This is a genomic window from Bradyrhizobium sp. NBAIM03, assembly GCF_020194055.1.
Lineage (GTDB): Bacteria > Pseudomonadota > Alphaproteobacteria > Rhizobiales > Xanthobacteraceae > Bradyrhizobium > Bradyrhizobium yuanmingense.
This window is the reverse complement of sequence record NZ_JADYVS010000003.1, coordinates 385768-407981: the sequence shown is the minus strand read 5'-3', so window position 1 is coordinate 407981 and position 22214 is coordinate 385768. Positions and strand designations below refer to the sequence as shown.

24 protein-coding genes are annotated in these 22214 nt (G+C 63.8%); 6 read left to right on the top strand and 18 right to left on the bottom strand.

Features of this window, described 5'->3' with window-relative positions; translation table 11 throughout:
• Positions 1 to 64 precede the first annotated feature (64 nt).
• The 3 genes from I6F21_RS06845 to I6F21_RS06835 form a co-directional block, all read right to left on the bottom strand.
• Positions 65 to 994: an aspartyl/asparaginyl beta-hydroxylase domain-containing protein gene (locus I6F21_RS06845; RefSeq protein ID WP_036029938.1), complete on the bottom strand. Its 930-nt coding sequence runs from the start codon at positions 992 to 994 to the stop codon at positions 65 to 67.
• 142 nt (positions 995 to 1136) lie between these two features.
• Complete coding sequence (locus I6F21_RS06840; protein ID WP_007612486.1) at positions 1137 to 1292, bottom strand: hypothetical protein; 156 nt, start codon at positions 1290 to 1292, stop codon at positions 1137 to 1139.
• 146 nt (positions 1293 to 1438) lie between these two features.
• Complete coding sequence (locus tag I6F21_RS06835) at positions 1439 to 2362, bottom strand: LysR family transcriptional regulator (protein ID WP_036043273.1); 924 nt, start codon at positions 2360 to 2362, stop codon at positions 1439 to 1441.
• A 212-nt stretch (positions 2363 to 2574) separates the two neighbouring features.
• Between I6F21_RS06835 and I6F21_RS06830 the strand changes: the two genes are divergently transcribed.
• Together I6F21_RS06830 and I6F21_RS06825 are read left to right on the top strand one after the other, a co-directional pair.
• Entirely contained in the window at positions 2575 to 3285 is a 711-nt protein-coding gene (locus I6F21_RS06830) for an SDR family oxidoreductase (protein ID WP_036015767.1), read from the top strand.
• A 16-nt stretch (positions 3286 to 3301) separates the two neighbouring features.
• Entirely contained in the window at positions 3302 to 3538 is a 237-nt protein-coding gene (locus tag I6F21_RS06825) for a 4-oxalocrotonate tautomerase family protein (RefSeq protein WP_225182981.1), read from the top strand.
• Positions 3539 to 3659: 121 nt separating this feature from the next.
• Here the strand turns inward: I6F21_RS06825 and I6F21_RS06820 are convergent, their stop codons facing one another.
• The 6 genes from I6F21_RS06820 to I6F21_RS06795 form a co-directional block, all read right to left on the bottom strand.
• Positions 3660 to 4283, bottom strand: a complete 624-nt coding sequence (locus I6F21_RS06820; RefSeq protein ID WP_225182980.1) for a phasin family protein — start codon at positions 4281 to 4283, stop codon at positions 3660 to 3662.
• Entirely contained in the window at positions 4252 to 4914 is a 663-nt protein-coding gene (locus tag I6F21_RS06815) for a ParA family protein (RefSeq protein ID WP_225129339.1), read from the bottom strand. The genes I6F21_RS06820 and I6F21_RS06815 overlap by 32 nt, the downstream gene beginning before the upstream one ends.
• Positions 4915 to 5058: 144 nt before the next feature.
• The gene (locus I6F21_RS06810) at positions 5059 to 6519 is read right to left on the bottom strand and encodes an NAD(P)/FAD-dependent oxidoreductase (protein WP_225182979.1); all 1461 of its coding nucleotides are present in this window, start codon (positions 6517 to 6519) and stop codon (positions 5059 to 5061) included.
• A 159-nt stretch (positions 6520 to 6678) separates the two neighbouring features.
• A complete protein-coding gene (gene ahcY / locus I6F21_RS06805; protein ID WP_036015760.1) occupies positions 6679 to 8100 on the bottom strand; it encodes an adenosylhomocysteinase in 1422 nt (473 codons plus the stop codon).
• A 123-nt stretch (positions 8101 to 8223) separates the two neighbouring features.
• On the bottom strand, positions 8224 to 9420 hold the full coding sequence (gene metK, locus I6F21_RS06800; RefSeq protein WP_036015759.1) for a methionine adenosyltransferase: 1197 nt from the start codon (positions 9418 to 9420) through the stop codon (positions 8224 to 8226).
• Between the two features lie 60 nt (positions 9421 to 9480).
• Positions 9481 to 10836, bottom strand: coding sequence for a hypothetical protein (locus I6F21_RS06795; RefSeq protein ID WP_225182978.1), 1356 nt, complete (start codon positions 10834 to 10836; stop codon positions 9481 to 9483).
• A 173-nt stretch (positions 10837 to 11009) separates the two neighbouring features.
• On the opposite strand from I6F21_RS06795, the gene I6F21_RS06790 reads away from it, so the two are divergent.
• On the top strand, positions 11010 to 11303 hold the full coding sequence (locus tag I6F21_RS06790; protein ID WP_225182977.1) for a hypothetical protein: 294 nt from the start codon (positions 11010 to 11012) through the stop codon (positions 11301 to 11303).
• Positions 11304 to 11463: 160 nt separating this feature from the next.
• Here I6F21_RS06790 and I6F21_RS06785 read toward each other — a convergent pair whose 3' ends face one another.
• The 6 genes from I6F21_RS06785 to I6F21_RS06760 form a co-directional block, all read right to left on the bottom strand.
• A complete protein-coding gene (locus tag I6F21_RS06785; RefSeq protein ID WP_036015736.1) occupies positions 11464 to 12582 on the bottom strand; it encodes a cobalamin-independent methionine synthase II family protein in 1119 nt (372 codons plus the stop codon).
• Between the two features lie 19 nt (positions 12583 to 12601).
• Complete coding sequence (locus tag I6F21_RS06780) at positions 12602 to 13318, bottom strand: ABC transporter ATP-binding protein (RefSeq protein ID WP_225182976.1); 717 nt, start codon at positions 13316 to 13318, stop codon at positions 12602 to 12604.
• The gene (locus tag I6F21_RS06775; RefSeq protein ID WP_036015732.1) at positions 13311 to 14066 is read right to left on the bottom strand and encodes an ABC transporter ATP-binding protein; all 756 of its coding nucleotides are present in this window, start codon (positions 14064 to 14066) and stop codon (positions 13311 to 13313) included. Before I6F21_RS06775 ends, I6F21_RS06780 begins: the two co-directional genes overlap by 8 nt.
• Positions 14063 to 15091, bottom strand: a complete 1029-nt coding sequence (locus I6F21_RS06770) for a branched-chain amino acid ABC transporter permease (protein ID WP_225182975.1) — start codon at positions 15089 to 15091, stop codon at positions 14063 to 14065. Before I6F21_RS06770 ends, I6F21_RS06775 begins: the two co-directional genes overlap by 4 nt.
• Before the next feature lie 8 nt (positions 15092 to 15099).
• On the bottom strand, positions 15100 to 15969 hold the full coding sequence (locus I6F21_RS06765; RefSeq protein WP_036015727.1) for a branched-chain amino acid ABC transporter permease: 870 nt from the start codon (positions 15967 to 15969) through the stop codon (positions 15100 to 15102).
• 204 nt (positions 15970 to 16173) lie between these two features.
• Positions 16174 to 17352, bottom strand: a complete 1179-nt coding sequence (locus I6F21_RS06760) for an ABC transporter substrate-binding protein (protein ID WP_036015725.1) — start codon at positions 17350 to 17352, stop codon at positions 16174 to 16176.
• Between the two features lie 576 nt (positions 17353 to 17928).
• On the opposite strand from I6F21_RS06760, the gene I6F21_RS06755 reads away from it, so the two are divergent.
• Entirely contained in the window at positions 17929 to 18210 is a 282-nt protein-coding gene (locus tag I6F21_RS06755; RefSeq protein ID WP_036015722.1) for a hypothetical protein, read from the top strand.
• A gap of 72 nt (positions 18211 to 18282) precedes the next feature.
• Here I6F21_RS06755 and purU read toward each other — a convergent pair whose 3' ends face one another.
• The gene (purU, locus tag I6F21_RS06750; RefSeq protein ID WP_036015720.1) at positions 18283 to 19146 is read right to left on the bottom strand and encodes a formyltetrahydrofolate deformylase; all 864 of its coding nucleotides are present in this window, start codon (positions 19144 to 19146) and stop codon (positions 18283 to 18285) included.
• A gap of 141 nt (positions 19147 to 19287) precedes the next feature.
• On the opposite strand from purU, the gene I6F21_RS06745 reads away from it, so the two are divergent.
• Entirely contained in the window at positions 19288 to 20130 is an 843-nt protein-coding gene (locus tag I6F21_RS06745; RefSeq protein ID WP_225182974.1) for a uroporphyrinogen-III synthase, read from the top strand.
• Positions 20131 to 20254: 124 nt separating this feature from the next.
• Positions 20255 to 21517, top strand: a complete 1263-nt coding sequence (locus I6F21_RS06740) for an MFS transporter (protein ID WP_036015714.1) — start codon at positions 20255 to 20257, stop codon at positions 21515 to 21517.
• Positions 21518 to 21536: 19 nt separating this feature from the next.
• On the opposite strand, the gene I6F21_RS06735 is transcribed toward I6F21_RS06740, so the two are convergent.
• Both I6F21_RS06735 and I6F21_RS06730 read right to left on the bottom strand, forming a co-directional pair.
• On the bottom strand, positions 21537 to 21944 hold the full coding sequence (locus I6F21_RS06735) for a DoxX family protein (RefSeq protein WP_036015712.1): 408 nt from the start codon (positions 21942 to 21944) through the stop codon (positions 21537 to 21539).
• Between the two features lie 3 nt (positions 21945 to 21947).
• Positions 21948 to 22166 (bottom strand): DUF4287 domain-containing protein, encoded by a 219-nt coding sequence (locus tag I6F21_RS06730; protein WP_036015710.1) that lies wholly within the window; start codon positions 22164 to 22166, stop codon positions 21948 to 21950.
• Positions 22167 to 22214: the final 48 nt, after the last annotated feature.

Here is a 22214-nt window from a genome sequence, read left to right as displayed (position 1 = left end):
CTAGGGCGGATCGAGATGAGGCAACGGCCGACCAAGCTTCGCTGATCCGCCTCGCGCATTTGCCTCAGTTCAGTGCCGAATACACGATCAGGCCGAGGATCAGCGCCGCTAGCGCGTATTTCAGCGTGTAGTAGACGTTGCGGTTCCACTCCTTCACCTTGCGGCTGGCAAGGTGGATTTCGTAGAGCTTGCCGAACACCTTGTTGAGCACGCCGACGTGCTCACCGTCGACATTCTGGGTCGCCGACGCCTTGACGATGTGATGGCTGACCCAGCGGTTGATCGCGGTCATGAAGCCGTACTTCATCGGGCGCTCGACATCGCAGAACAGGATGATGCGGTTGACGTCGGTCGCATTCTCGGCGCTGTGGATGAAGGTCTCGTCGAACATGAAGGCCTCGCCATCACGCCAGACGCATTCGACGCCATCGACGAGGATCCGGCACTTGTTCGAGTTCGGCGTGACCAGGCCGAGGTGATAGCGCAGAGAGCCGGCGAAGGGATCACGGTGAGCGCCGAGCTTGCCGCCGGGCGGCAGCATCGCGAACATCGCGCCATGCACGCTCGGTATCGATTTGAGTAGCTCCACCGTCGTCGGGCACAGCGTGTTCGCCGACGGCAGGAAGTCGTCGTACCATTTCAGGTAGAACCGCTTCCAGCCGCTCTTGAAGAACGAGTAGAAGCCCCAATCGTTGTTCTTCGCCGCCGCGCGGATAAAACCTTCATCGAACAGGCGCACGGCTTCGTCGCGGATGGTCTCCCAGTTCTCGCGGAGGGGCTTCAGCTCCGGAAACTGATCGACCGAGATCACCGGCTTGTTCGGCACCGCCGAGCCCGCATACATCAGCACATTGTAAGGTGCGAGATAGGTCGAGTGATCGCCGAGCTGGCGCGCGAAGCGCAGCCGCTGCTTGCCGCGAAAGTGGACGTAAATCGTCGAAGCCGCAAGCACGTACAAAATGACGAGCTGCGGCGCAAAAAGCTGTTTCAACATTTCCCCAATCCCCAAGTGACCCAGCCGGGGTGTCGTGTAGCCCGACCCGGCCGGAGCGGCAAGATATTCACCGCTGGGTTGCAATCACGCCGGGGAGAGCAAGGGGATGGACTGGGGTCTAAACCGGCCGAAACGAGCCGAATCAAGCCCGCGACAGCGCCTGCAGGCCCTTGAAGGTCAGGCGCTTGGGGTCGGTGACGCCGGCGAGATAGAGGCGGCGGATGAAGGCGATGACGGCGTCGCGGTCGCAATCGGTCAACGCGACGACGGCGTCGACCGCTATTCTCTGGGCTTCCATTGGGCTCACCTCGGCCTTGCGAGTAACCCCGGCCGAGACAGGGTAGGACTCATCCGTTAAATCGGCGTTAACCGTTCCGGAACCATCGCCGATTCAGCCGTCCCGCCGTATACGCGAAACCGCGCATTGCGGAGGCATGAAGCGGCTCAACGCGCCTTGGTGCTCTGCTTCAGCAGCGCAAACTGCTTCTTCAGCCGGGGCACGGCGAAGTCGGTGAAGGCGCGCACCTTGGGCACCGAAAGCCGGCCCTGCGGGCAGATCAGATGCGCCGGCATCTCCGGATCCTCGTCGTCCGCCAGCACGATCTCGAGCTCGCGGCGCGCGACCTGCTCGGCCACTTGGTACGAATACATCCGCGCCACGCCGCGCCCGGCCACAGTGGAGGCCACTGCCGCATAGGTGCTGTTGACGACGAGCCGCGGGGTGAACTGCACGGTGCGCGGCGCCGATGAGCCCGGCTGCGGCGCAAAGGTCCAGGAATTGGGCAGATGCGCCATCGCGACGATCTGGTGTTTGGCGAGATCGCCCGGCTCGGTGATGCGCGGATGTTGTTTCAGGTAGCGGGGAGCTGCCACCACGACGCGGCTGATCCCGCCGACCCGCATCGCCACCATCGCCGAATCCGCCAGCGGACCGATGCGAAGCGCGATATCGACGCCTTCCTCGATCAGATTGACCGCACGGTCGAACAGCAGGAGTTTTGCCGATACGGTCGGATAGGCGTCGAGAAACGCGTCGAGGATCGGCCGCAGTACCATCTCGCCGGAGACCACCGGAGCGGTGATCGTGAGCAGACCACGCGGAGCCGTGCGCGGTCCGGCCGCGATGTCCTCGGCCTCCTCCAGATCGGTGAGCACGCGGCGGCAGATCGCGACATAACGCTCGCCTTCCTCGCTCAGCTTGATCGAGCGTGTCGTCCGGTGCAGCAGCTCGGCGCCGACCCGCTGCTCCAGAAAGGCGATGGCGCGGCTCACCGCAGCCGGCGATCGGCCGAGCTTGCGTCCTGCGGCAGCCAAACTGCCCTCGTCCACCGCAAGGACAAACACCTTCATCGCGTCCAGACGATCCATGCGCTCGCCGCAGCCCCCTGAGATTTCGGCTGAAAGCTAGGCGTTTGCGCCGGCTGCGACAACCTCCGCAAGGATCGATCCGGCATTCGTTCGCGTCGCGAAAGAGTGTCTGCCGGGCAGCGGATATTCGCAAGCAAGCCGCCGCAGCGTACCTCAACGCCCAAGCCAGCCGCCGTTGGCGCAGGTTTTCAAGCCAGCAACAGGAGCCCGTCATGGGTATCGAGCAGAAGGTCGCCATCATCACCGGTGCATCGCAGGGTATCGGCGCCGCCCTGGTCCAGGGTTTTCGCGATCGCAACTATCGCGTCGTCGCAACGGCGCGCTCCATCAAGCCGTCGGGTGACGACGACGTCCTCGCCGTTGCAGGCGACATCGCCGAGCGGTCCACCGCAGAGCGCGTGGTGTCGCAAGCGATCGCCCGCTTCGGCCGAGTCGACACGCTGGTCAACAACGCGGGCATCTTCGTCGCAAAACCGTTCACCCAGTACACGGCCGAGGACTATGCCGCAGTTATGGGCACCAATGTCGCGGGCTTCTTCAACATCACGCAGCTTGCCATCGCCGAAATGGAGAAGCAGGGGTCTGGCCACGTCGTCCAAATCACGACGACGCTGGTCGATCAGGCCAATTCGAATGTGCCCTCGGTGCTGGCCTCGCTGAGCAAGGGTGGGCTGAACGCCGCGACCAAGTCGCTCGCGATCGAATACGCCAGGCGCGGCATCCGCGTGAATGCGGTGTCGCCCGGCATCATCAAGTCGCCGATGCACCCGGTCGCGACGCATGCCCAGCTCGACGCACTGCACCCGGTCGGCCATATGGGGGAGATGTCTGACATCGTCGATGCCGTGCTCTATCTCGAGGGCGCCTCCTTTGTCACCGGCGAAATTCTGCATGTCGACGGCGGCCAGAGCGCCGGCCACTGAGCGGAGGAGAACGACAATGCCCATCGTCACCATTAAAGTGACCCGCGAGGGAACGGCGCCGGGTGCGGCGTCGCTCACGGCGGAGGAGAAGGCCGCACTGATCAAGGGGTCGAGCGAGCTGCTGCGCGACGTGCTCGGCAAGCCGCTCGAGTCCACCTTCGTCGTGATCGAGGAAGTCGACACCGACAATTGGGGCTGGGGCGGCGTGCCCGTGCAGGATTTCCGCCGCCGCCGCGCCACGCAGACAGGGTGATCTGCACGCCGTCGCGCGCAAGAGGATGACATGACCTCGGCACGATCGTCGGCCCGCTCGTCGCCGACCATCTCGGCGACCGCTCGGGTTTTGGTCCCGCCCTTCGCGCAGGCGAGCTGCATCACCTGGCACTGGGCTTTGTCATGCTTTGAGCAAGCGACCTCAGCAACTCGGTTTGCTTCAGGACCAACTCACATTGCTTTCGCGCATGCGTGCCCGACAGCTCAACCAACTCTGCCAGAGTCTTTGCACGCCCTAGCTCCCGCGCATACTCCAAGGTCGCGCCTGCATTAACCTTCATCAGTTCGAGCACGACGGTGCGACACTCGGCTACCGTCCCAATCGCGTCGATGAGATCGCTTTCCACGACGACGGTTTCATTGGCCTCTGATGTCACACTGGCCAGCCGTGATTTTGCGAGGTCGTTGGCGAAGTTGAGCGTAGCGCTCATGCCGTCCAAAGCGCAGGCTTGATATCCCTTAGCCATGTCCACGATGAGATCAGTGCTGCTCGAAGGTTCAGGTCTTGCAACGATGACGCTGGCCGCTTCTTGTACCGGAACAGTCATCGGAGCAGGCGCTTCTTGCGCAATCTGCGGCGCATCTTGGGGGAAGACGGCGACTGAGCCCTGCGGCATGGCCAAGCCCTCGTCGACCGCACGGCTCACTTCCTCCGCCAGTTCCAGCAGCGAGCGACGCCCGGTGCGTGCAACGTCAGCAGGCAGCTTTGAGCGCGCCTTTCCCATAATCATCCGACTCCTCGGCCAAGTGCGCCGCGATCCAACCCCACAAACTTACAATTTCGTCCGAAGCTTTGCCCGCCGGTGCGAACTCCGTCACGCCCAACCCTGCTCCGAGTGCATCCTGGTGATCGTTACGCTGCGCAATAAACGGGAGTGCAAGCACGCCGAGCGAGCTTAGCGATGTGGCAGCTTCGCTCAGCCGGCACCCTCGCGTCGGTGTCTGATTGAGGATAAAGGCAAATCGGCGGTTGAGCCTGCGAATGGCGATCAGTGTAGGAATTGCGGCTTCGATATCGGCCGGGCTCGGGCGCGCCGGGATGAGACAGAGATCGGCGCAGGCGATGACGCGCATCGCCAAGCCGTTGGTCGTGGCAGCTGTGTCGATGATGGCAAGCGAGACGCCTTCGGCCTTCAGCCGCGCGATCAACGGTTCGATCTCGGCTGGATCGGCAACGCGCTCGACGCGGGGATAGGGATGATCGCGGCGCTCTTTCCATTTCGAGATCGTACCTTGCGCGTCCGCCTCAATGAGAGCGACGCGCTCAGCTCGCTGCATTGCTGCCACCGCCAGTCCAACGGACAGCGTACTCTTGCCGCTTCCGCCTTTTTGCGTGACCAGGGCAAGGACGTGCATGTCCCGCGCTCCCCTTGAAACGGCAACAACGCGGAACTCAGACGTTGCCGGAAATAAACTTCTTGCAGCGCAAAAAAATACTACCGCAAGTCGCGATTCGTCTCAAGCGAACGCGAGGCTATCCCGGCATCCTACGTAGCAAGATCAGGAATACTGCATCACGCCATCGTCGATCCGACCGAAGCGCAACGAGACGATGTCGAGCGCGTAGTTCTGGTGGAGCCGCCAGGGCCGCTTCGAGCCCTGCTTCGGCATCTTGGCAATCGAGCGCTGCACGTAGCCCGAGGTGAAATCGAGCGAAGGCTGCGCGGTGATGGTGGGATCATCGTTGTGCGGCATGCACTGGCGGAAATTGTGCCGGTCCATGTAATTGATGAGGCGGCAGACATATTCGCAGGTGAGGTCGCATTTCAGCGTCCAGGACGCGTTGGTGTAGCCGAAGGCCGAGGCCATGTTCGGCACGTCGGCATACATCATGCCCTTGTAGGTCAGCGTGTTGGCGAAATCGACGGAGCGGCCGTCGACGCTGACCTCGAGGCCACCGGCGACCTGGAGCACCAGCCCGGTCGCCGTCACGATGATGTCGGCCGCCAGCTCGCGGCCGTCCTTCAGGCGGATGCCGTCATGCGTGAAGGTGTCGATCTCGCTGGTGACGACGCTGGCGCGCTGCTCGCGGATCGCATTGAAGAGGTCGCCGTCGGGCACGAGGCACAGCCGCTGGTCCCAGGGATTGTAGCGCGGCGTGAAGTGGGTCGCGACGTCGTAGTCCGGGCCGAGCGCGATCCTCACGCCCTTGAGGATGAGATCCTTCACCTTCGCCGGCCTGCGCCGGCTGAGCTGGAAGAAGAACATCCCCCACATCACGTTGCGCCAGCGGATCAGGTGATAGGCGAACTTCGCCGGCAGGTTGCGGCGCAGCTTGTTGGCGACGGGATCCTGCGCCGGCCGCGACACCACATAGGTCGGCGAGCGCTGCAGCATGGTGACCTGCTCCGCCTGCTTGGCGAGCTCCGGCACCAGCGTTACCGCTGTCGCGCCCGAGCCGATCACGACGACACGCTTGCCCGCGTAGTCGATGTCCTCGGTCCATTTCTGCGGATGCACGATGCGGCCGGCGAAATCAGCGGCGCCCTTGAACTCCGGCGTATAGCCCGCTTCGTATTTGTAATAGCCTGAGCACATGAATAGAAAGTTGCAGGTGAAGCGCACCAGCTCGGTCGCGCCCTCGCCCGTGATGCGCTCGGCCTCGACGGTCCAGCGCGCATCCGGCGTCGACCACGCCGCGCGCTTGACGCGGTGGTGGAAGCGGATGTGCTTGTCGATGCCGTTCTCGCTAGCAGTCTCGCGCACGTAGTTCAGGATCTGCGGCCCATCGGCGATCGCCTTCGGATCGGTCCACGGCTTGAACGAATAGCCGAGGGTGAACATGTCGCTGTCAGAGCGGATGCCGGGATAGCGGAAGAGGTCCCAGGTGCCGCCGATGCAATCGCGTCCCTCGAGGATGACGTAGCTCTTGGCCGGACACTTGGTCTGCAGATGATAGCCGGCGCCGATGCCTGATAGCCCGGCGCCGACGATCAGCACGTCGAAATGTTCTTGTTGCATGGTTTCCTCCGCCGGGGCGGATTGTCCGCCTGCCGCTGCTGGCCGTCAATCGGCAATCAACGTGCCGCAACTGCAAAGCGAGTTGAATTCCATGCCCCGAAACAACAAAGCCCCGGATCGCTCCGGGGCTTTGCGTCGATGGTTGGTCGAACCGGTGGCTCAGTAGCGGTAGTGGTCCGATTTGTACGGGCCTTCCTGCTTCACGCCGATATAGTCGGCCTGGTCCTTGCGGAGCTCGGTGAGCTTGACGCCGATCTTGGAGAGGTGCAGGCGGGCGACCTTCTCGTCGAGCGTCTTGGGCAGCACGTAGACCTTCTTCTCGTACTTGCCGTCCTTGTTGTTGGCGAACAGCTCGATCTGCGCCAGCGTCTGGTTGGTGAAGGACGCCGACATCACGAAGGACGGATGGCCCATCGCGTTGCCGAGGTTCACGAGGCGGCCTTCCGACAGCAGGATGATGCGGTGCTTGTCGGGGAACTCGATCTCGTCGACCTGCGGCTTGATGTTGGTCCACTTCAGATTGCGCAGAGACGCGATCTGGATCTCGTTGTCAAAGTGGCCGATGTTGCAGACGATGGCGCGATCCTTCATCGCGCGCATGTGCTCGATGGTGATGATGTCCTTGTTGCCGGTGGCGGTGACGAAGATGTCGGCCCGCGGCGCGGCGTCTTCCATGGTCACGACCTCGTAGCCTTCCATCGCCGCCTGCAGCGCGCAGATCGGATCAACCTCGGAGACCATGACGCGGCAGCCGGCCTGGCGCAGCGAGGCGGCCGAGCCCTTGCCGACGTCGCCGAAGCCGGCGACCATCGCTACCTTGCCCGACAGCATCACGTCGGTGCCGCGGCGGATGCCGTCGACCAGCGATTCACGGCAGCCATAGAGGTTGTCGAACTTCGACTTGGTGACGCTGTCGTTGACGTTGATGGCCGGCCACAGCAGCGTGCCCGCTTTCTGCATGTCATAGAGACGATGCACGCCGGTGGTGGTCTCTTCGGAGACGCCCTTGATGCTGTTGGCGATCCCCGCGAAGTAGCCCTTCGGCTTTTCCTTGAGCTGCTTCTTCAGAAGCGCGAAGAATACTTCCTCTTCCTCGGAGCCGGGCTTGTCGAGGAAGGCGGTGTCGCCGTTCTCCGCGCGCAGACCGAGATGGACATACATGGTGGCGTCACCGCCGTCATCGAGGATCATGTTCGGGTGACCGCCGCCGTGCCAGTCGAACAGCTTGGCGGTGTAGTCCCAGTACTCGGTCAGCGTCTCGCCCTTGACGGCGAAGACGGGAATGCCGGCGGCGGCGATCGCAGCGGCAGCGTGATCCTGCGTCGAATAGATGTTGCAGGAGACCCAGCGGATGTCGGCGCCGAGCGCGGCGAGCGTCTCGATCAACACGCCGGTCTGGATCGTCATGTGCAGCGAGCCGGCGATGCGCGCGCCCTTCAGCGGCTGCTTCGGGCCGTACTCCTCGCGGGTGGCCATCAGGCCAGGCATCTCGGTCTCGGCCAGCGAGAGCTCCTTGCGGCCGAAATCGGCGAGCGAAATGTCCTTGACGATGTAATCGGTGAAGCCGGGCTTCGCGTTCATGGCGAGTGTCCTGTTGTTGAACTCGTCATTCCGGGGCACTTCCAAGAGGCGAACCCGGAATCTCGACGTGATAGATGAGGATCCCGGGTTCGCTCGCGTACGCGCCCCGGGATGTCGCGTTTATTAGAGCGCGCGCTTGAGCTGCTCGACGAGGTCGGTCTTCTCCCAGGAGAAGCCGCCCTCGTTGTCGGGCGTGCGGCCGAAATGGCCGTAGGCCGAGGTGCGCGCGTAGATCGGCCGGTTGAGGTCGAGATGAGTGCGGATGCCGCGCGGGGTGAGGTCCATCGCTTTGGCGGCGGCCTTCTCGAGCTGGTCTTCCGAAACCTTACCGGTGCCGTGGGTGTCAATGTAGATCGACAGCGGGCGCGCCACGCCGATGGCGTAGGCGAGCTGCAGCGTGCAGCGGTCGGCAAGACCGGCGGCGACGATGTTCTTGGCGACGTAGCGCGCAGCATAGGCCGCGGAGCGGTCGACCTTGGTCGGATCCTTGCCGGAGAACGCGCCGCCGCCGTGCGGGGCCGCACCGCCATAGGTGTCGACGATGATCTTGCGGCCGGTCAGGCCGGAATCGCCGTCGGGACCGCCGATGTAGAACTTGCCGGTGGGGTTGATGTGCCAGATCGTCTTCGCGGTGATCCAGTCCTTCGGCAGCGCCTCGCGCACATAGGGCTCGACGATCTCGCGAACCTGGTTCGAGCTGAGGTCGGGAACCAGATGCTGGTGCGACACGACGATCTCGCGCACGCCGACCGGCTTGCCGTTCTCGTACTGCACGGTGACCTGGCTCTTGGAGTCCGGACCCAGCACCTTCTCCTTGCCGGAGTGGCGGGCTTCCGAGATCAGGCGCAGGATCTTGTGGGCGTAGAAGATCGGCGCCGGCATCAGATCGGGCGTCTCGTTGGTGGCGTAGCCGAACATGATGCCCTGGTCGCCCGCGCCTTCTTCCTTGACCTCGCCCGGCTGCAGCGCATCGACGCCCTGGGCGATGTCGGCCGATTGCGGGTGCAGGAGGATCTCGATGTCGCAGGTCTTCCAGTGGAAGCCTTCCTGCTCATAGCCGATGTCCTTGATCGCGCCGCGCACGACGCCCTCGATCTGCTCGTTGGTCACCGACTTCGGGCCGCGGGTCTCGCCGGCGATCACCACCTTGTTGGTGGTCGCGAGCGTCTCGCAGGCGGCGCGGATCTGCCAGGGGTCGATGCCCGCCTTAGGCCCTTCACGGTAGAACAGGTCGACGATCTCATCGGAGATCCGGTCACAGACCTTGTCCGGATGGCCCTCGGACACGGACTCGCTGGTGAAGAGATAGGACGCGCGCATCAGTAACCCCTTGTTCCGCCGCTAGCCGGCGGGCGTTTGCGATGTTTACTTTTGATGATGTCAATCACGCCGGCGCGAGATGACGTAGGATTCGTCGAGAAACCAGAGCCCGTTGTACTTCCGCAGCACATCCCTGGCGGCATCCAGAGTGCGGCCGTTTTGAGTCATTTCTGTCAATCGGTCGTCCTCAATCTGAGCGACATACACCGCCGCATTCCACGCTGCAAAGGCCGTCGAGGTTCCGATGGTGCCGGTGACCTCGTTGGGCAGAGCTTCCATATCATACCTGAAGATCGAACGATTGTCCGCGTATGCATTAAAATTTAAGTCGCGGCCCACCGATCCAAGTTCATACTTAACGGCACGCAGTAGCTCATGACGGCTGACTGAGAAAGGATTTTCTCCCGGCCAGATCGCCTGGATCATTTCCATGCCCGGATCCTGCCCATGGGAGTGGATACCGATCAGCCTGCCGCCCGGCCGCAGCGCCCGCGCCAGAGGTGCAATGATCCGCTTGGCCCGGAAATTGACCGATGACAGGGCCCGGTAGGGCTGGGATGCGATGACGAGGTCGAAATTGGCCTCAGTCTGGCCCGGCCGCGGAATGGTCGAATCCAGCAGGAACCTGTGGTCCTCGCGATAGAGCACGAGGACGACCGGCCGCTCGTAGAGCGGCATGGCCGTGCGTGGGCTGATCGCAGCGCGCCAGTTCTGCTCCAGAAACGGCCTCAGTTCCGCAATCTGCTGCTCGAACTCGCCCGACGAAGCGCCGCGGAGCGGCACATCGTGCCAGACGGTGGCGGCCGCCGCGGCGGGCGACGCTGGCGTCAGCCAGGGCGCCTCGGCGTAGAACATGTTGGTGAACACGAACACCGATGCCGGGTGCTCGAAAATGCGGTCCGGCACCTTCTCCAGCGTCAGGCGCAAATCCTCCAGGCTGAGTTCCTTGCCCGCGACGTAGAACGGCATGTGCGGAAAGCGCTGGTGCGTGGCGCGCAGCACCCGCGCCAGCACCGTTCCGTCGCCGACGCCGGCGTCGAACAGGCGCAGCGCCGGCGGGCGCGGATGGATGGAGGCAAGCTCCAGCGCGACGCGGTCCGCGATCACCCGCTTTTCGCTGCAGGTGTGGACGAACAGTAGGTATTTCTGGCGGTTCTCGAAGAAGCGGAAATTGCCGCGTGGATCGCGCTTCTCGGGCGGCACCTGAAGTCCCCGCGGCGGCGGCACGCCGCCGGCCATCGACGCCGCCATATAGGCCTGGATCCGCTCCAGCGTGTCGATGGTGATGCGCTTTCCCTCGCGCAGGCGGTGCACCAGCTTCCCATCGTTCACCGCGCGCCGGCCGAACGTCGATTCCGCCATGTCCGCCTTGCGGCAGAAGTCGGTGATCTGGCTCAGGATTTCGTCGTTCTTCATGAGTGGGAAATCGGTGGGCAGACGGATTGGGACCAATCTCCTAGCAAAATCTGCCCACTGAGGGAATAGCGGATCCAAGCGCCTCCTTCACAGTTTGCTCCGGCCGCGAGCCGCGCCCCACTCTGGCCCCGCCGAGCAACAACTGGCGCTTCTCCTCTGATCGCCTCCTTACCGTGCGCGCCTGCCCGGTCGCCCTGCTCGCCGCGATCCTGTGGTCCGCCCGCGGTCGCGCAGGCACGCGCAATCAGTTCGAGCCGAGCTGCACGGCGGACACGACGCCGGCAGACAAGATGATCAATGCCTGCGAAGGAATCATCGCGTGGGGAGGTGCAGGGGCACGGCCCGCCGAGCGGCACGAGCTCAATCGCGGCAAAGCCAGGCGCGGCAAGGTGATCTCGACCCCGAAGAACAAGCACGTGCCCATGGTCGAACTCCTCTCTGTGGGGGTCTATCTGGCGGAGAAGTGACTCGTGCCCGGACGCAGCGCAGCGCTTCTCAGCGGTGCTCTGCAGAACTGAGGCCTATAGCTCCGCGCAGCAAGTCGAGCAGCATGGGTCCCGGCTCTGCGCAGCAACACTGGAGCGTTGCTGCGCGTCCGGGACACGGGTGAGCCTTAACGGCGGAGCCTTACTGCCCCCACACTTCCTTCGCGATCTCGACCGCGAGGCTGAGCTTGGCCCACTGCTCCTCCTCGGAGAGGATGTTGCCCTCTTCCGTCGAGGCAAAGCCACATTGCGGCGACAGCGCGAGCTGCTCCAAGGGCGCGAACTTGGCGGCTTCTTCCAGGCGTCGCTTGATGTCGTCCTTCTTCTCGAGCTCGCCGAACTTCGAGGTGATGACGCCGACCACGACGACCTTGTTGCCCTTGGGCAGGAAGCGCAGCGGCTCGAAGCCGCCGGCGCGGTCGCTGTCGTACTCCAGGAAGTAGCCGTCGTAATTGGTGCCGGCGAGCATGGTCTCGGCCACCGGCTCGTAGCCACCCGAGGAAATCCAGGTCGAGCGGAAATTACCGCGGCAGACGTGGGTCGTCACCACCATGTCGGCCGGCTTCTCCGCCAGCGCGTAGTTGATGATGCGCGCATAGATCTGTTGCAGCCCATCCGGATTATCGCCGCGCTCGCGTGCCTTCTGCAATTCGTCCTGCGAGCAGAGATAGGCCCAGACGGTGTCGTCGAACTGGAGATAGCGGCAGCCGGCGTCGTAGAACGCCTTCACGGCCTTGCGGTAGGTCTTGCCGAGATCTTCGTAGAAGGCGTCGAGATCGGGATAGACGTCCTTGGAGATCGACTTGCGTCCGCCGCGGAAGTGGAGCACTGCCGGCGAAGGGATCGTCATCTTGGCGGTGACGTGAGCCTGGTCGGCGACCTTCTTCAGGAAGCGGAAGTGGTCCAGCATCGGGTGGCTGTCTGGAAAGTCGAGCTTGCCGATGACGCGGACCGCATCGTGACGGGTCTGCACGCCCGTGAACTGGATGCCGGTGTCGGGGTGAAACAGCTCGCAGCCGGTGAGCTTGGCCAGGAAGTCGAAATGCCACCAGGAGCGGCGGAATTCGCCGTCGGTCGCGAGCTTCAGCCCGATCGAGGCCTGCTTGTGCACGACCTTCTCGATCTCCATGTCCTCGATCTTGCGCAGATCGTCGGCCGAGATCTCGCCCTTCTCCAGCCGGCTACGGGCTTCCTTGATCTTGAGCGGACGCAGGAGGCTGCCGACCTCGTCGGCGCGGAAGGGGGCTGTGGTTCGCTGCATGTGTTACTCCCTGGACATCTTAGTGGGCCGCCGCCCCGGCGACGCCGAGATGGCGCTCCAGGACAGAGGGGTCGGTCTTCAGCGCGGCGCTCGGAGCGTCGTGGACGATCGTTCCGCGCTCCAATATCACAACGCGATCGGCGAGCCCCAGAATCTTTTGGGCATTCTGCTCTACGATGATCGAGCAGATACCTCCGGACCGGGTGATGGTCCCGATCGCCTTCAAGAGTTCCTCGACGATGATGGGCGCAAGGCCCTCCATCGGCTCGTCCAGCAGCAGGACTTTCGGATTGAGGGTAAGTGCGCGACCGATCGCCAGCATCTGCTGCTCGCCGCCGGAGAGCTGGTTACCGAAATTGCTCCGCCGCTCCTTCAGCCGCGGGAACATCTCGTACACCTTCTCGACCGTCCAGGGACCGGGCTGCGCTACGGCGGTCATGTTCTCTTCCACCGTCAGCGAGCGGAAGATGTTGCGCTCCTGCGGCACCCAGCCGATGCCGGCGCGCGCCCGCTGGTCGGGCCGCATCGCCGTCACATCGGTGCCGGCCAGCGCAATGGAGCCTGCGAAGCGGCGCGTGACGCCGACGATGGAGTTGATCAGCGTGGTCTTGCCGGTGCCGTTGCGCCCGAGCAGCGCCAGCACCTGTCCTTCGGCGAGGCGGAGCGTCATCTTCGGCAGCACCACCGCCTCGCCGTAGCCGACGCGAAGCGAATCGATCGCGAGCAGGTCAGACATCGACCGCCTCCTCGCCGAGATAGACCGCCTTCACCTGCGGATCGCGCGCGACCTCTTCGGGCGGGCCTTCGGTCAGCAGCGCGCCCGAGACCAGCACCGAGATGCGATCAGCAAAGGAGAACACGAGGTCCATGTCGTGCTCGATCAGGAGCACGGTGACGTCCCGCGGCAGGCTGCCCACGACGGCGAGAATGTCGTGGCGCTCGCTCTCGGGCACGCCGGCGGCGGGCTCGTCGAGCAGCAGCACGCGCGGCTTGGCCGCAATGGCCACCGCGATCTCGAGCAGGCGCTGCTTACCGTAGGGCAGCGTCACGGTCTCTTCGTTCATGACGTCGAGCAGATGGAAGCGGGAGAGCAGATCGGCGGTCTCGCCATTGACGTCACTGCGCGTGCCCATCCGTCGCCACCAGTCGCCGCCATGGCCGAGGCGCTCGGAGACCGCGAGCCCGATGGTCTCCAGGGGAGTCAGGTCCGGGTAGAGCTGGTTGATCTGGAACGTGCGCGACAACCCGCGCAGCACGCGCTTGTGCACCGGCAGATCGGTGATGTCCTGGCCTTCGAGCAGGATGCGGCCCGAGTTCGGCTTCAGCACGCCCGTGAGCTGGTTGATGACCGTGGTCTTGCCGGCACCGTTCGGACCGATCAGCGCGTGGCGGGCGCCCTGCTCGACCTTCAAGGACAGATCGCGGGTGACGCGCAGGCCGCCGAACTGCTTTTCGAGATTCTGGGTTTCGAGCGCGATGGTCATGAATCGCTCTCCGGCACGGCAACGATCGCCTTGCGCCCCGCAATCCGCCTGATGATCAGGTTCGGCACATACAGCACCCAGCGATGCAGGCGCTGGCGGCCGACCAGCACGATCACGACCAGCACGAGCCCGATCCAGAACTGCCAATATTGCGGCGTGATGGTCGAGAACAATTCCTGGAGCATGCGGAAGATCACCGCGCCGACCAGCCCGCCGTAGAGATAGCCGGTGCCGCCGATCACGAGCACCAGCATCAGGTCCGCGGAGCGCTCCATGGAAAACACGTCCAGCGAGGCGATCGCGGTCGTCTGGGTGAACAGCGCCCCGGCAATGCCGGCATAGAACGCAGCCAGCGTATAGATCGCGACCAGGCGACGGTTGACCGGAATGCCAATGGCGGCGGCACGGAGCGGATTGTTCTTGATGGCGCGCAGCGACAGGCCGAACGGGGAATTCACGACGCGGCGGGCCAACAGGAACAGCAGGAACAACACGGCGAGCGAATAGAAGAAGCCGGCCTTGCCGAACATGTCGAACGGGATCTCGCCGAAGATCGGCTGCATCTCGATGCCCTGCAGGCCGTCGGTCCCACCGGTGATATTGGAGAAGCGCTCGGCGAGCGCTTCCAGCAGCAACGCAATGCCGAGCGTCACCATCAGGCGCGTCAGGTCGACGCCGCGGATCACCAGAAAGCTGGTGGCAAAGCCGAGCACCATGGCGGCAAGGCCGGCGACGATCAGCGCCAGCACGGGCTCCTTGACGATGCCGTGCAGCGCCAGCAGCCCCGCGGCATAGGCGCCGACGCCGAAGAAGGCGGCATGGCCCAGCGAAACGATGCCGGCATAGCCGAGGATGAGATCGAGCGACATCGCGAACAGCGCGAGGCGCAGGATGTCGGTCATGATCAGATAGCGCGACGGAAATGCGAAGCCGCAGGCCAGCACGATCAGCCAGAAGGCGATTTCGCCGTAGTGCCAGCGCGCCTGGCGCTGGGCATGGTAGCCGACGTCGGAAGCAGCGCTCATCGGTGAACTCAACGCGCGGCCGTTCGGCCGAACAGGCCGTTCGGGCGCCAGATCAGGATCACGATCATGATGGTGTAGATCACGAAGGGGCCCATCTTCGGCACGTAATATTTGCCGGCGACGTCGCCGATGCCGAGCAGCAGCGAGGCGAGGAACGGGCCCGTTATCGAGGAGGAGCCGCCGACGGTGACCACGATCAGGAAGTAGATCATGAACTTCAGCGGGAAATACGGATCGAGGCCGAGGATCTCGGCGCTGAGCGCGCCGCCGAGGCCGGCGAGCCCGCAACCGAAGGCAAATGTGAAGGCGAATACCTGCGGCACGTTGATGCCGAGACCGCTCGCGGCGCGGGGGTCATCGACGGCCGCGCGCAGGCGGCTGCCGAAACGTGTCTTCGCCAGCACCATTTGAAGCGCGATGGTTAGCAGGCCGCAGATCACGATGATCATCAGCCGGTAGCGGCCGATACCGACGCCGAACAGATCGAACTGGCCTTGGAGCGCGGCGGGCAAATTGATGAAGACCCGCGAGGATCCCTGGATGTAATCGACGGCTGCCACCGACATGAAGGTCAGGCCGATCGTGAACAGCACCTGGTCGAGATGGCTGCGGGCGTAGAGATGACGGTACAGCGTCCGTTCGAGCGCGATGCCGATTGCAGCCGAGGAGACGAAAGCGAGCGGCAAAGCGGCGAAGAACGGCCAACCCATCCGGTTGACCAGCACCATGCAGATATAGCCCCCCGCCATCGCGAAGGCGCCGTGGGCGAGATTGACGAAGTTCATCAGGCCCAGCGTGACCGCGAGCCCGCAGGCGAGCACGAACAGCAGCATGCCGTAAGCGACGCCATCGAACAGGTTGGTGAGGATTGCGGTCATCAGCAGTCGAGGGTCATCTCAAGTGTGGCCAAGGGCCGTGCTGCACTCCCTCTCCCGCTTGCAGGAGAGGGTTGGGGAGAGGGGTCTTTCCACTTGGAGGATTCCCGACGACGAGAGAACCCTCACCCGGCGCTCCGCGTCGACCTCTCCCGCAGGGCAGGCGGGAGAGGTGAGGAGAGCCCCGGGATGACGCGCTTTCGCGCGTCACTTCTTGGTCTTGCCGAGATCTTTGACAGCCTCGAAGGTCGCGAACTCGACATTGTAGAGTTCGCCATCCACTTTCTCGACCTTGCGGATGTAGATGTTCTGCACGATGTCGCGGGTCTCGGGGTCGATCGAGATCGGACCGCGCGGGCTCTCCCACTTCTGGCCCTTCATGGCCTCGATCAGCTTGTCGCCGTTGGTGTCGCCACCTGTCTTCTTCAGCGCCTCGTAGATCAGGTGGATGCCGTCATAGCCGCCCACGGCCATGAAGCCCGGACGGTTGCCGAAGGCCTTCTTGTAGGCCGCGACGAAATCCTTGTTCATCTGCGAGGGGTGCGCCGCGGAATAGAGATGCGCGGTGACCGTGCCGAGCACGGCGTCGCCCATGTTGTTGAGCAGATCGTCGTCGGTGACGTCGCCCGGCCCGATCACCTTGATGCCGGCCTTGTCGAGGCCACGCTCGGCATATTGCTTCATGAAGTTGCCGCCCTGGCCCGCCGGCACGAACACGAAGATCGCGTCCGGCTTTGCGTCCTTCATGCGCTGCAGGAACGGAGCGAAGTCGGGGTTCTGCAGCGGCACCTTGACTTCTTCGACCACCTCACCGCCGCCGGCCGTGAAATGCTGCTTGAAGAAGTTGAGGGCGTCATTGCCCGGCGCGTAGTCCGAGGTCAGCGTCGCGACCTTCTTGATGCCGTTCTTCACCGCCCAATCGCCGATGATGGTCGAGGACTGCGCCAGCGTGAAGCTGGTGCGCACGATATAGGGCGAACGTTCGGTGATAATGGAGGTGCCGGCCGCCATCACGACTTCAGGAATCTTGGCCTGGGTAGCCAGCGGCGCGGCGGCGAGCGCGGCCGGCGTCACGCCGAAGCCGGCGATGAAGTTGACCTTGTCGTTGACGATCAGCTCCTGCGCGGCAGTCTTGGTCTTATCCGGGATCGCCGCGTCGTCCTTGACGATGATTTCGATCTTCTTGCCGGCGACGGTGTCGCCCTTCTGCTGCATGTAGAGCTTGATCGCGTTCTCGATCTGCTTGCCGGTCGAGGCCTGGCCGCCGGTCATCGGCAGGATCAGCCCGATCTTGACCGTGTCTTGCGCCTTGGCAGGCGCGACGGCCGCGAGGCCCGCGATCGCAACGACCGCTGCGGTGCGTAAAAAAATCCTGCGTTCGAACATCAGATGTCCCTCCCCTTCATTCCTCACCTCTTGTGCGGCGGACCGAGTACCCGGTCCTTGCCGCGCTTCACTCACGGACAAGCCATGCCGTGCGGCCACATGGCGTCCTCTGTAACCCCGTTGTCAATCGAACGTTGGGCGACCATTCGGCGCAAGCCGCGCAATCTGCCTCAACAACGGCGGAGAGCTATTTGTACGATTGTACAAATGAAATGGTCCTGTCAACGAAAAAGCCCTGTGACACTGGGCCGGAGGGCGATGGCTTTGCCACCCTACGAGGGCCGCACCACACCGGTGATGGAGGATTCAGTCTCTCATTTGCAGAATCCGGACATCTTAAGTGCGTCCGTGGCATGCCCCGTCCTACGATCCGTCCAATGACAAATACCCGGTGTATACCGTACCAACAGCGGCGACCTCATCAAGTACAAAATATGCCTATTATAATACCTTCTCTGTATACAGCTTTGCCCTCCCTCGAATAGGCCAATTTTACCTATTGAGAGATATGGTTGCCGCTAACGCCTATGGCGCTCCACCATCCGCGCCCCGTCGGGGGCACGACCAGAGATATTCATGCGTTCTCGCTCGCTTTCGATCGCCGCCGCACTCGCCCTGCTCAATCTCGCAGGCTGCGGGACGGTCAACGAGAAGCTCTCCGCCGGGATGGGCGACTACGTCCCGCAATGGGCCGGCGGCCTGCCCGCTGATGCGCCGCCGCGGCCCGGCACGCCGCAATACGATGCCTACATGAAGGAGCGCGAGCGCAAGCGGCTGATGCCGGCGACCGATCGCGAGAAGGAAGAACAGGCCCAGAAGGGCGCGACGGGGACGACGTCGGCTGGCGCGGGGCGCTGAGGAAGCGAATGGCGAACAGGGAGTAGCGAATAGGGCGCGCTCCCCCTCCACTCACCATTCGTCCCCCATTCGCTAATCCACGAACACCACGGTCTTGCGGCCGTTGAGGATGACGCGGTCGTCGAGATGGTAGCGGATGGCCCGGGCCAACACGCGGCGCTCGATGTCACGGCCTTTGCGGACCAGATCTTCCGGCGTGTCGCGATGGCTGATGCGCTCGACGTCCTGGTCGATGATCGGGCCCTCGTCGAGGTCGCGCGTGACGTAATGCGCGGTGGCGCCGATCAGCTTGACGCCGCGCTCATGGGCCTGGTGATAGGGCTTGGCACCCTTGAAGCCCGGCAGGAATGAGTGGTGGATGTTGATGCAGCGCCCCGACAGCTTTGCCGAGAGATCGTCGGACAGGATCTGCATGTAACGGGCGAGCACCACCAGATCGGTCTTCGTCTTGCCGACGAGGTCCATGATCTGTGTCTCCTGCTCGCGCTTGGTCTCCTTGGTGACGGGCAAATGGTGGAAGGGGATGCCGCCGAAATCGAGCCCGGCATAGACCTCGCGCGGGTGATTGGAGACGATCGCGGTCGGAATCATCGGCAATTCGCCGGTTCGCCAGCGATAGAGGATGTCGACCAGGCAGTGATCGGACTTCGACACCAGCAGCATCACCTTGCGATGCGCAGCGCGGTCGCGCATCTGCCATTCCATGCCGAAACGCTCGGCGATCGCGGCGAAGCCGGTCTGCAGTGCCGCGAGTTCCACGGCAAGATCGGCCGCTGTGAACACCACCCGCATGAAGAACTTCTTGGTCTCGACGTCGTCGAACTGCTGGGCGTCGAGGATGTTCTGTCCGTTATGAGCGAGAAACGTCGAGACCGCCGAGACGATGCCTGGGCGATCCGGACAGGACAGGGTCAGGACGTATTGATGGTCGGGCAAGGCTCGGCTCTTGATGAAGGTTTGTGCAGCGGAACGATCCAGCGGATTGCGCCCTGCTCTAGCACCGACCCGCCCTTGCGCCAATCCCAACCGCGGAGTCAGGATGAACGGACAATTGCGAATTCTCAACGGAGCATACCCATGGCCGACCGCTTGAACGGCTACCGCATCCTGATCCTGGAAACGCGCGAGGAGGCGCAGTTTTCCAAGCTTCTGGCCGAGCAAGGCGCCGAGGTCGTGCAATGCCCGATGTTCACCATCCATGATGCGCCGGATCCGGCTCCAGTCGAGGCTTGGATTCGCCGTGCCATCGACAAGCCCTTTGACGATCTCGTGCTGATGACCGGCGAAGGCCTGCGCCGCATCATGAAGCTCGCCCGCGCCCGCGGGCTCGACGCTGCCCTTGTCGCGGCGCTCGCCCAGGCGCGCAAGTTCACCCGAGGCCCGAAGCCGGGCAAGGCACTACGCGAGATCGGCCTCGAGGCGCAGCAGACCACGGAGAAGCCGACTACCGAAGGCGCGATCGAGATGCTGGCCAGACTCGACCTGAAGGGGCGGCGCCTCGGTCTGCAGCTCTATCCCGACAAGGATCATAGCGCGCTGACCGGCGCGCTGGCCGCGCAAGGCGCCGACGTCGATACGGTGCTGCCCTACGTCTACGATTCCAAGGCTGCCGATGCCAACATCGTCGCCGCCATTGACGACATGGCAGAGGGACGCATCGACTCGATCGCCCTGACCAATCTCGGCCAGGTCCGCCGGCTGATCGAGGTTGCCAAGGCGCGCGGCAGCGAGACGAAGCTGCGCGCAGGTCTCGAACGCACGCTGATCGCATCGGTCGGCCCGGCCGTTTCCGGCGAGCTCGCAGCGCATGGCTTGCGCACGGACGTCTCGCCCGCCGACGAAGCCTATTTCATGCGTCCTCTGATCTCGGCCATGGCAAGTGCGTTGGCCGACAGGAAAGCGGCCAGCGCGGCGAGGTAAGAGCCGAGCGCGGGGGCGGCCTGCGGCGACTGCGATTGACACCGGCATCGCCAGCGTTAGGTTGCGCCACAGCAAGAAGAAACAACAAGGTTAAGGAAATCGCCGTGACACGCGTCATCGCGTCGTGAGCGCCACTGCACGACCTTCGGCGCTCGCGCCATTCCGCATCCGCAACTACCGCTTCCAGTGGCCGTCCGATCTGCTCACCTCCTGGGCCTTCGAGGTCGAGACGCTGGTGCTCGGCTGGTACGTCATCGTCGAGACCGGCTCGGTGCTGCTGCTCACGCTGCTGGCTTCACTCCAGTTCGTCGGAACATTGGTCGCGCCCGTGTTCGGTATGATCGGCGACCGGATCGGCCATCGCGATCTCCTGGTTGTCATGCGCCTTGCCTATACGGCGCTGTCGTCGACCATCATGGTCCTCGCGCTGAGCGGTCATCTGTCGCCGCTGAGCGTCATGATCATCGTCACGATCATGGGCTTGATCCGCCCCTCCGATCTCGGCGTTCGCGGCGCGCTGCTCGCCGATATCATGCCGGCCGAGCAGCTGGTGGGCGCCATCAGTGTTGCGCGCACGACCCAGGACAGCGCGCGCATTGCCGGAGCGTTGACGGGGGCCGGGCTGTTCGCCGTGCTCGGTATCGGCCTCGTTTATGTGGCGATCGCCTGCCTTTACTTCACGGCAGCGCTTCTCATGCTCTGCCTGACCCAGCCGAAAAGGACCGTCACCACGAGCGATCTTCCCGCAAGCAGCCACACCGTTTCGCGGCTGCTTGGCGACCTCAAAGAGGGGATCGTCTATGCCTGGAACGGGCCGGCAATGCGCGCGGCGCTGTGCGTCGCTTTTCTGGCGAATCTCACCGCATTTCCTTTCACGGGCGGATTGTTGCCCTACATCGCGCGGGAGATCTTTCACACTGATCAGACCGGCCTCGGATATCTCTCGGCGAGCTTCGCCGTCGGCTCGCTAATCGGCTCCATCACGCTCAGCCTGGTCAGTGGCGTACGCATTGCCCGGCTCCTGATCGGCGCAACGCTGGCCTGGTACGCAATGCTGCTGGTGTTCGTCGAGGTCAGGACGATGCCGGTGGCGATGGCCTGCCTCGTCCTCGCCGGTATTGCCCAGAGCATGTCGATGATCTCGGCTGCCGTCATCCTGATGCGCACCGCGAGCGCACATCTGCGCGGCCGTGTCATGGGCGTGCGCATGATGGTGATCTATGGCTTGCCGATCGGACTGCTCGCGGCCGGCAGCCTGATCGACGTCATCGGCTATTCCGCGACGGGCTCGCTTTATGCCGGCGCAGGATTCGTCGCGATGGTGGCAATCGCGATCCGCTGGCGCGCCGATCTGTGGCCGGCGCACGCGCCGGCCAATGCGCGATGACGGCGTCCCCGTAACGACGTCAGACCTCCACCGGCGGCGATCTCAGAGGAAGCAACGCCGCCACCCGCGAATCGCGCAAATAGAGACCGCCCCAGGCAAGACCAGCAAGATAGACGCCGAACAGCATATGGCTGAAGAGCGGGTTGCCGACCCGCAAGTGAACAGCCACCGTGCCGCCCATATAGGCGGTCAGCAGGATCGCACCGAGCACGGCCGTTCGCGGGAGGCCGTAGAGCGCGGTGCAGGCCAGCGCCACCACGCCCAGCGCGCGGGCCAGATCGGCCGACGGGGGATAGCCGAGCTCGGCGGTCGCGTTGATCACGACGTCCAGCGGGACGAGCTTCATCCCGGCATCAAACAGCATGAAGGCAATCACGAGCCCGCTCATGACGGAGCCGGCCACATGTCTCGACTTGGACATCGTCATCACCTACGACGCCTTCCCCTTGAGAAGCGCGACGATGGCCATCGCATGGCCATGGCCAAGGCCGAACTCGTCCTTGAGCGCGGCCACGATGGCACCCGCTTTCACGCCGGCGGCCAATCCCGCCCCGGTCGAAAAACCCCGGTCCTTGCCCCATTTGCGAAACTGGTCCGGGCTCTTGCCGGTCTTGGCCTGGATATTGTCGAGATAGGCCTTAAAACTCACCGCAGCGCTCCTCCGATGTTTGCTCCACCAGCGCGGCCGGAGCGATCC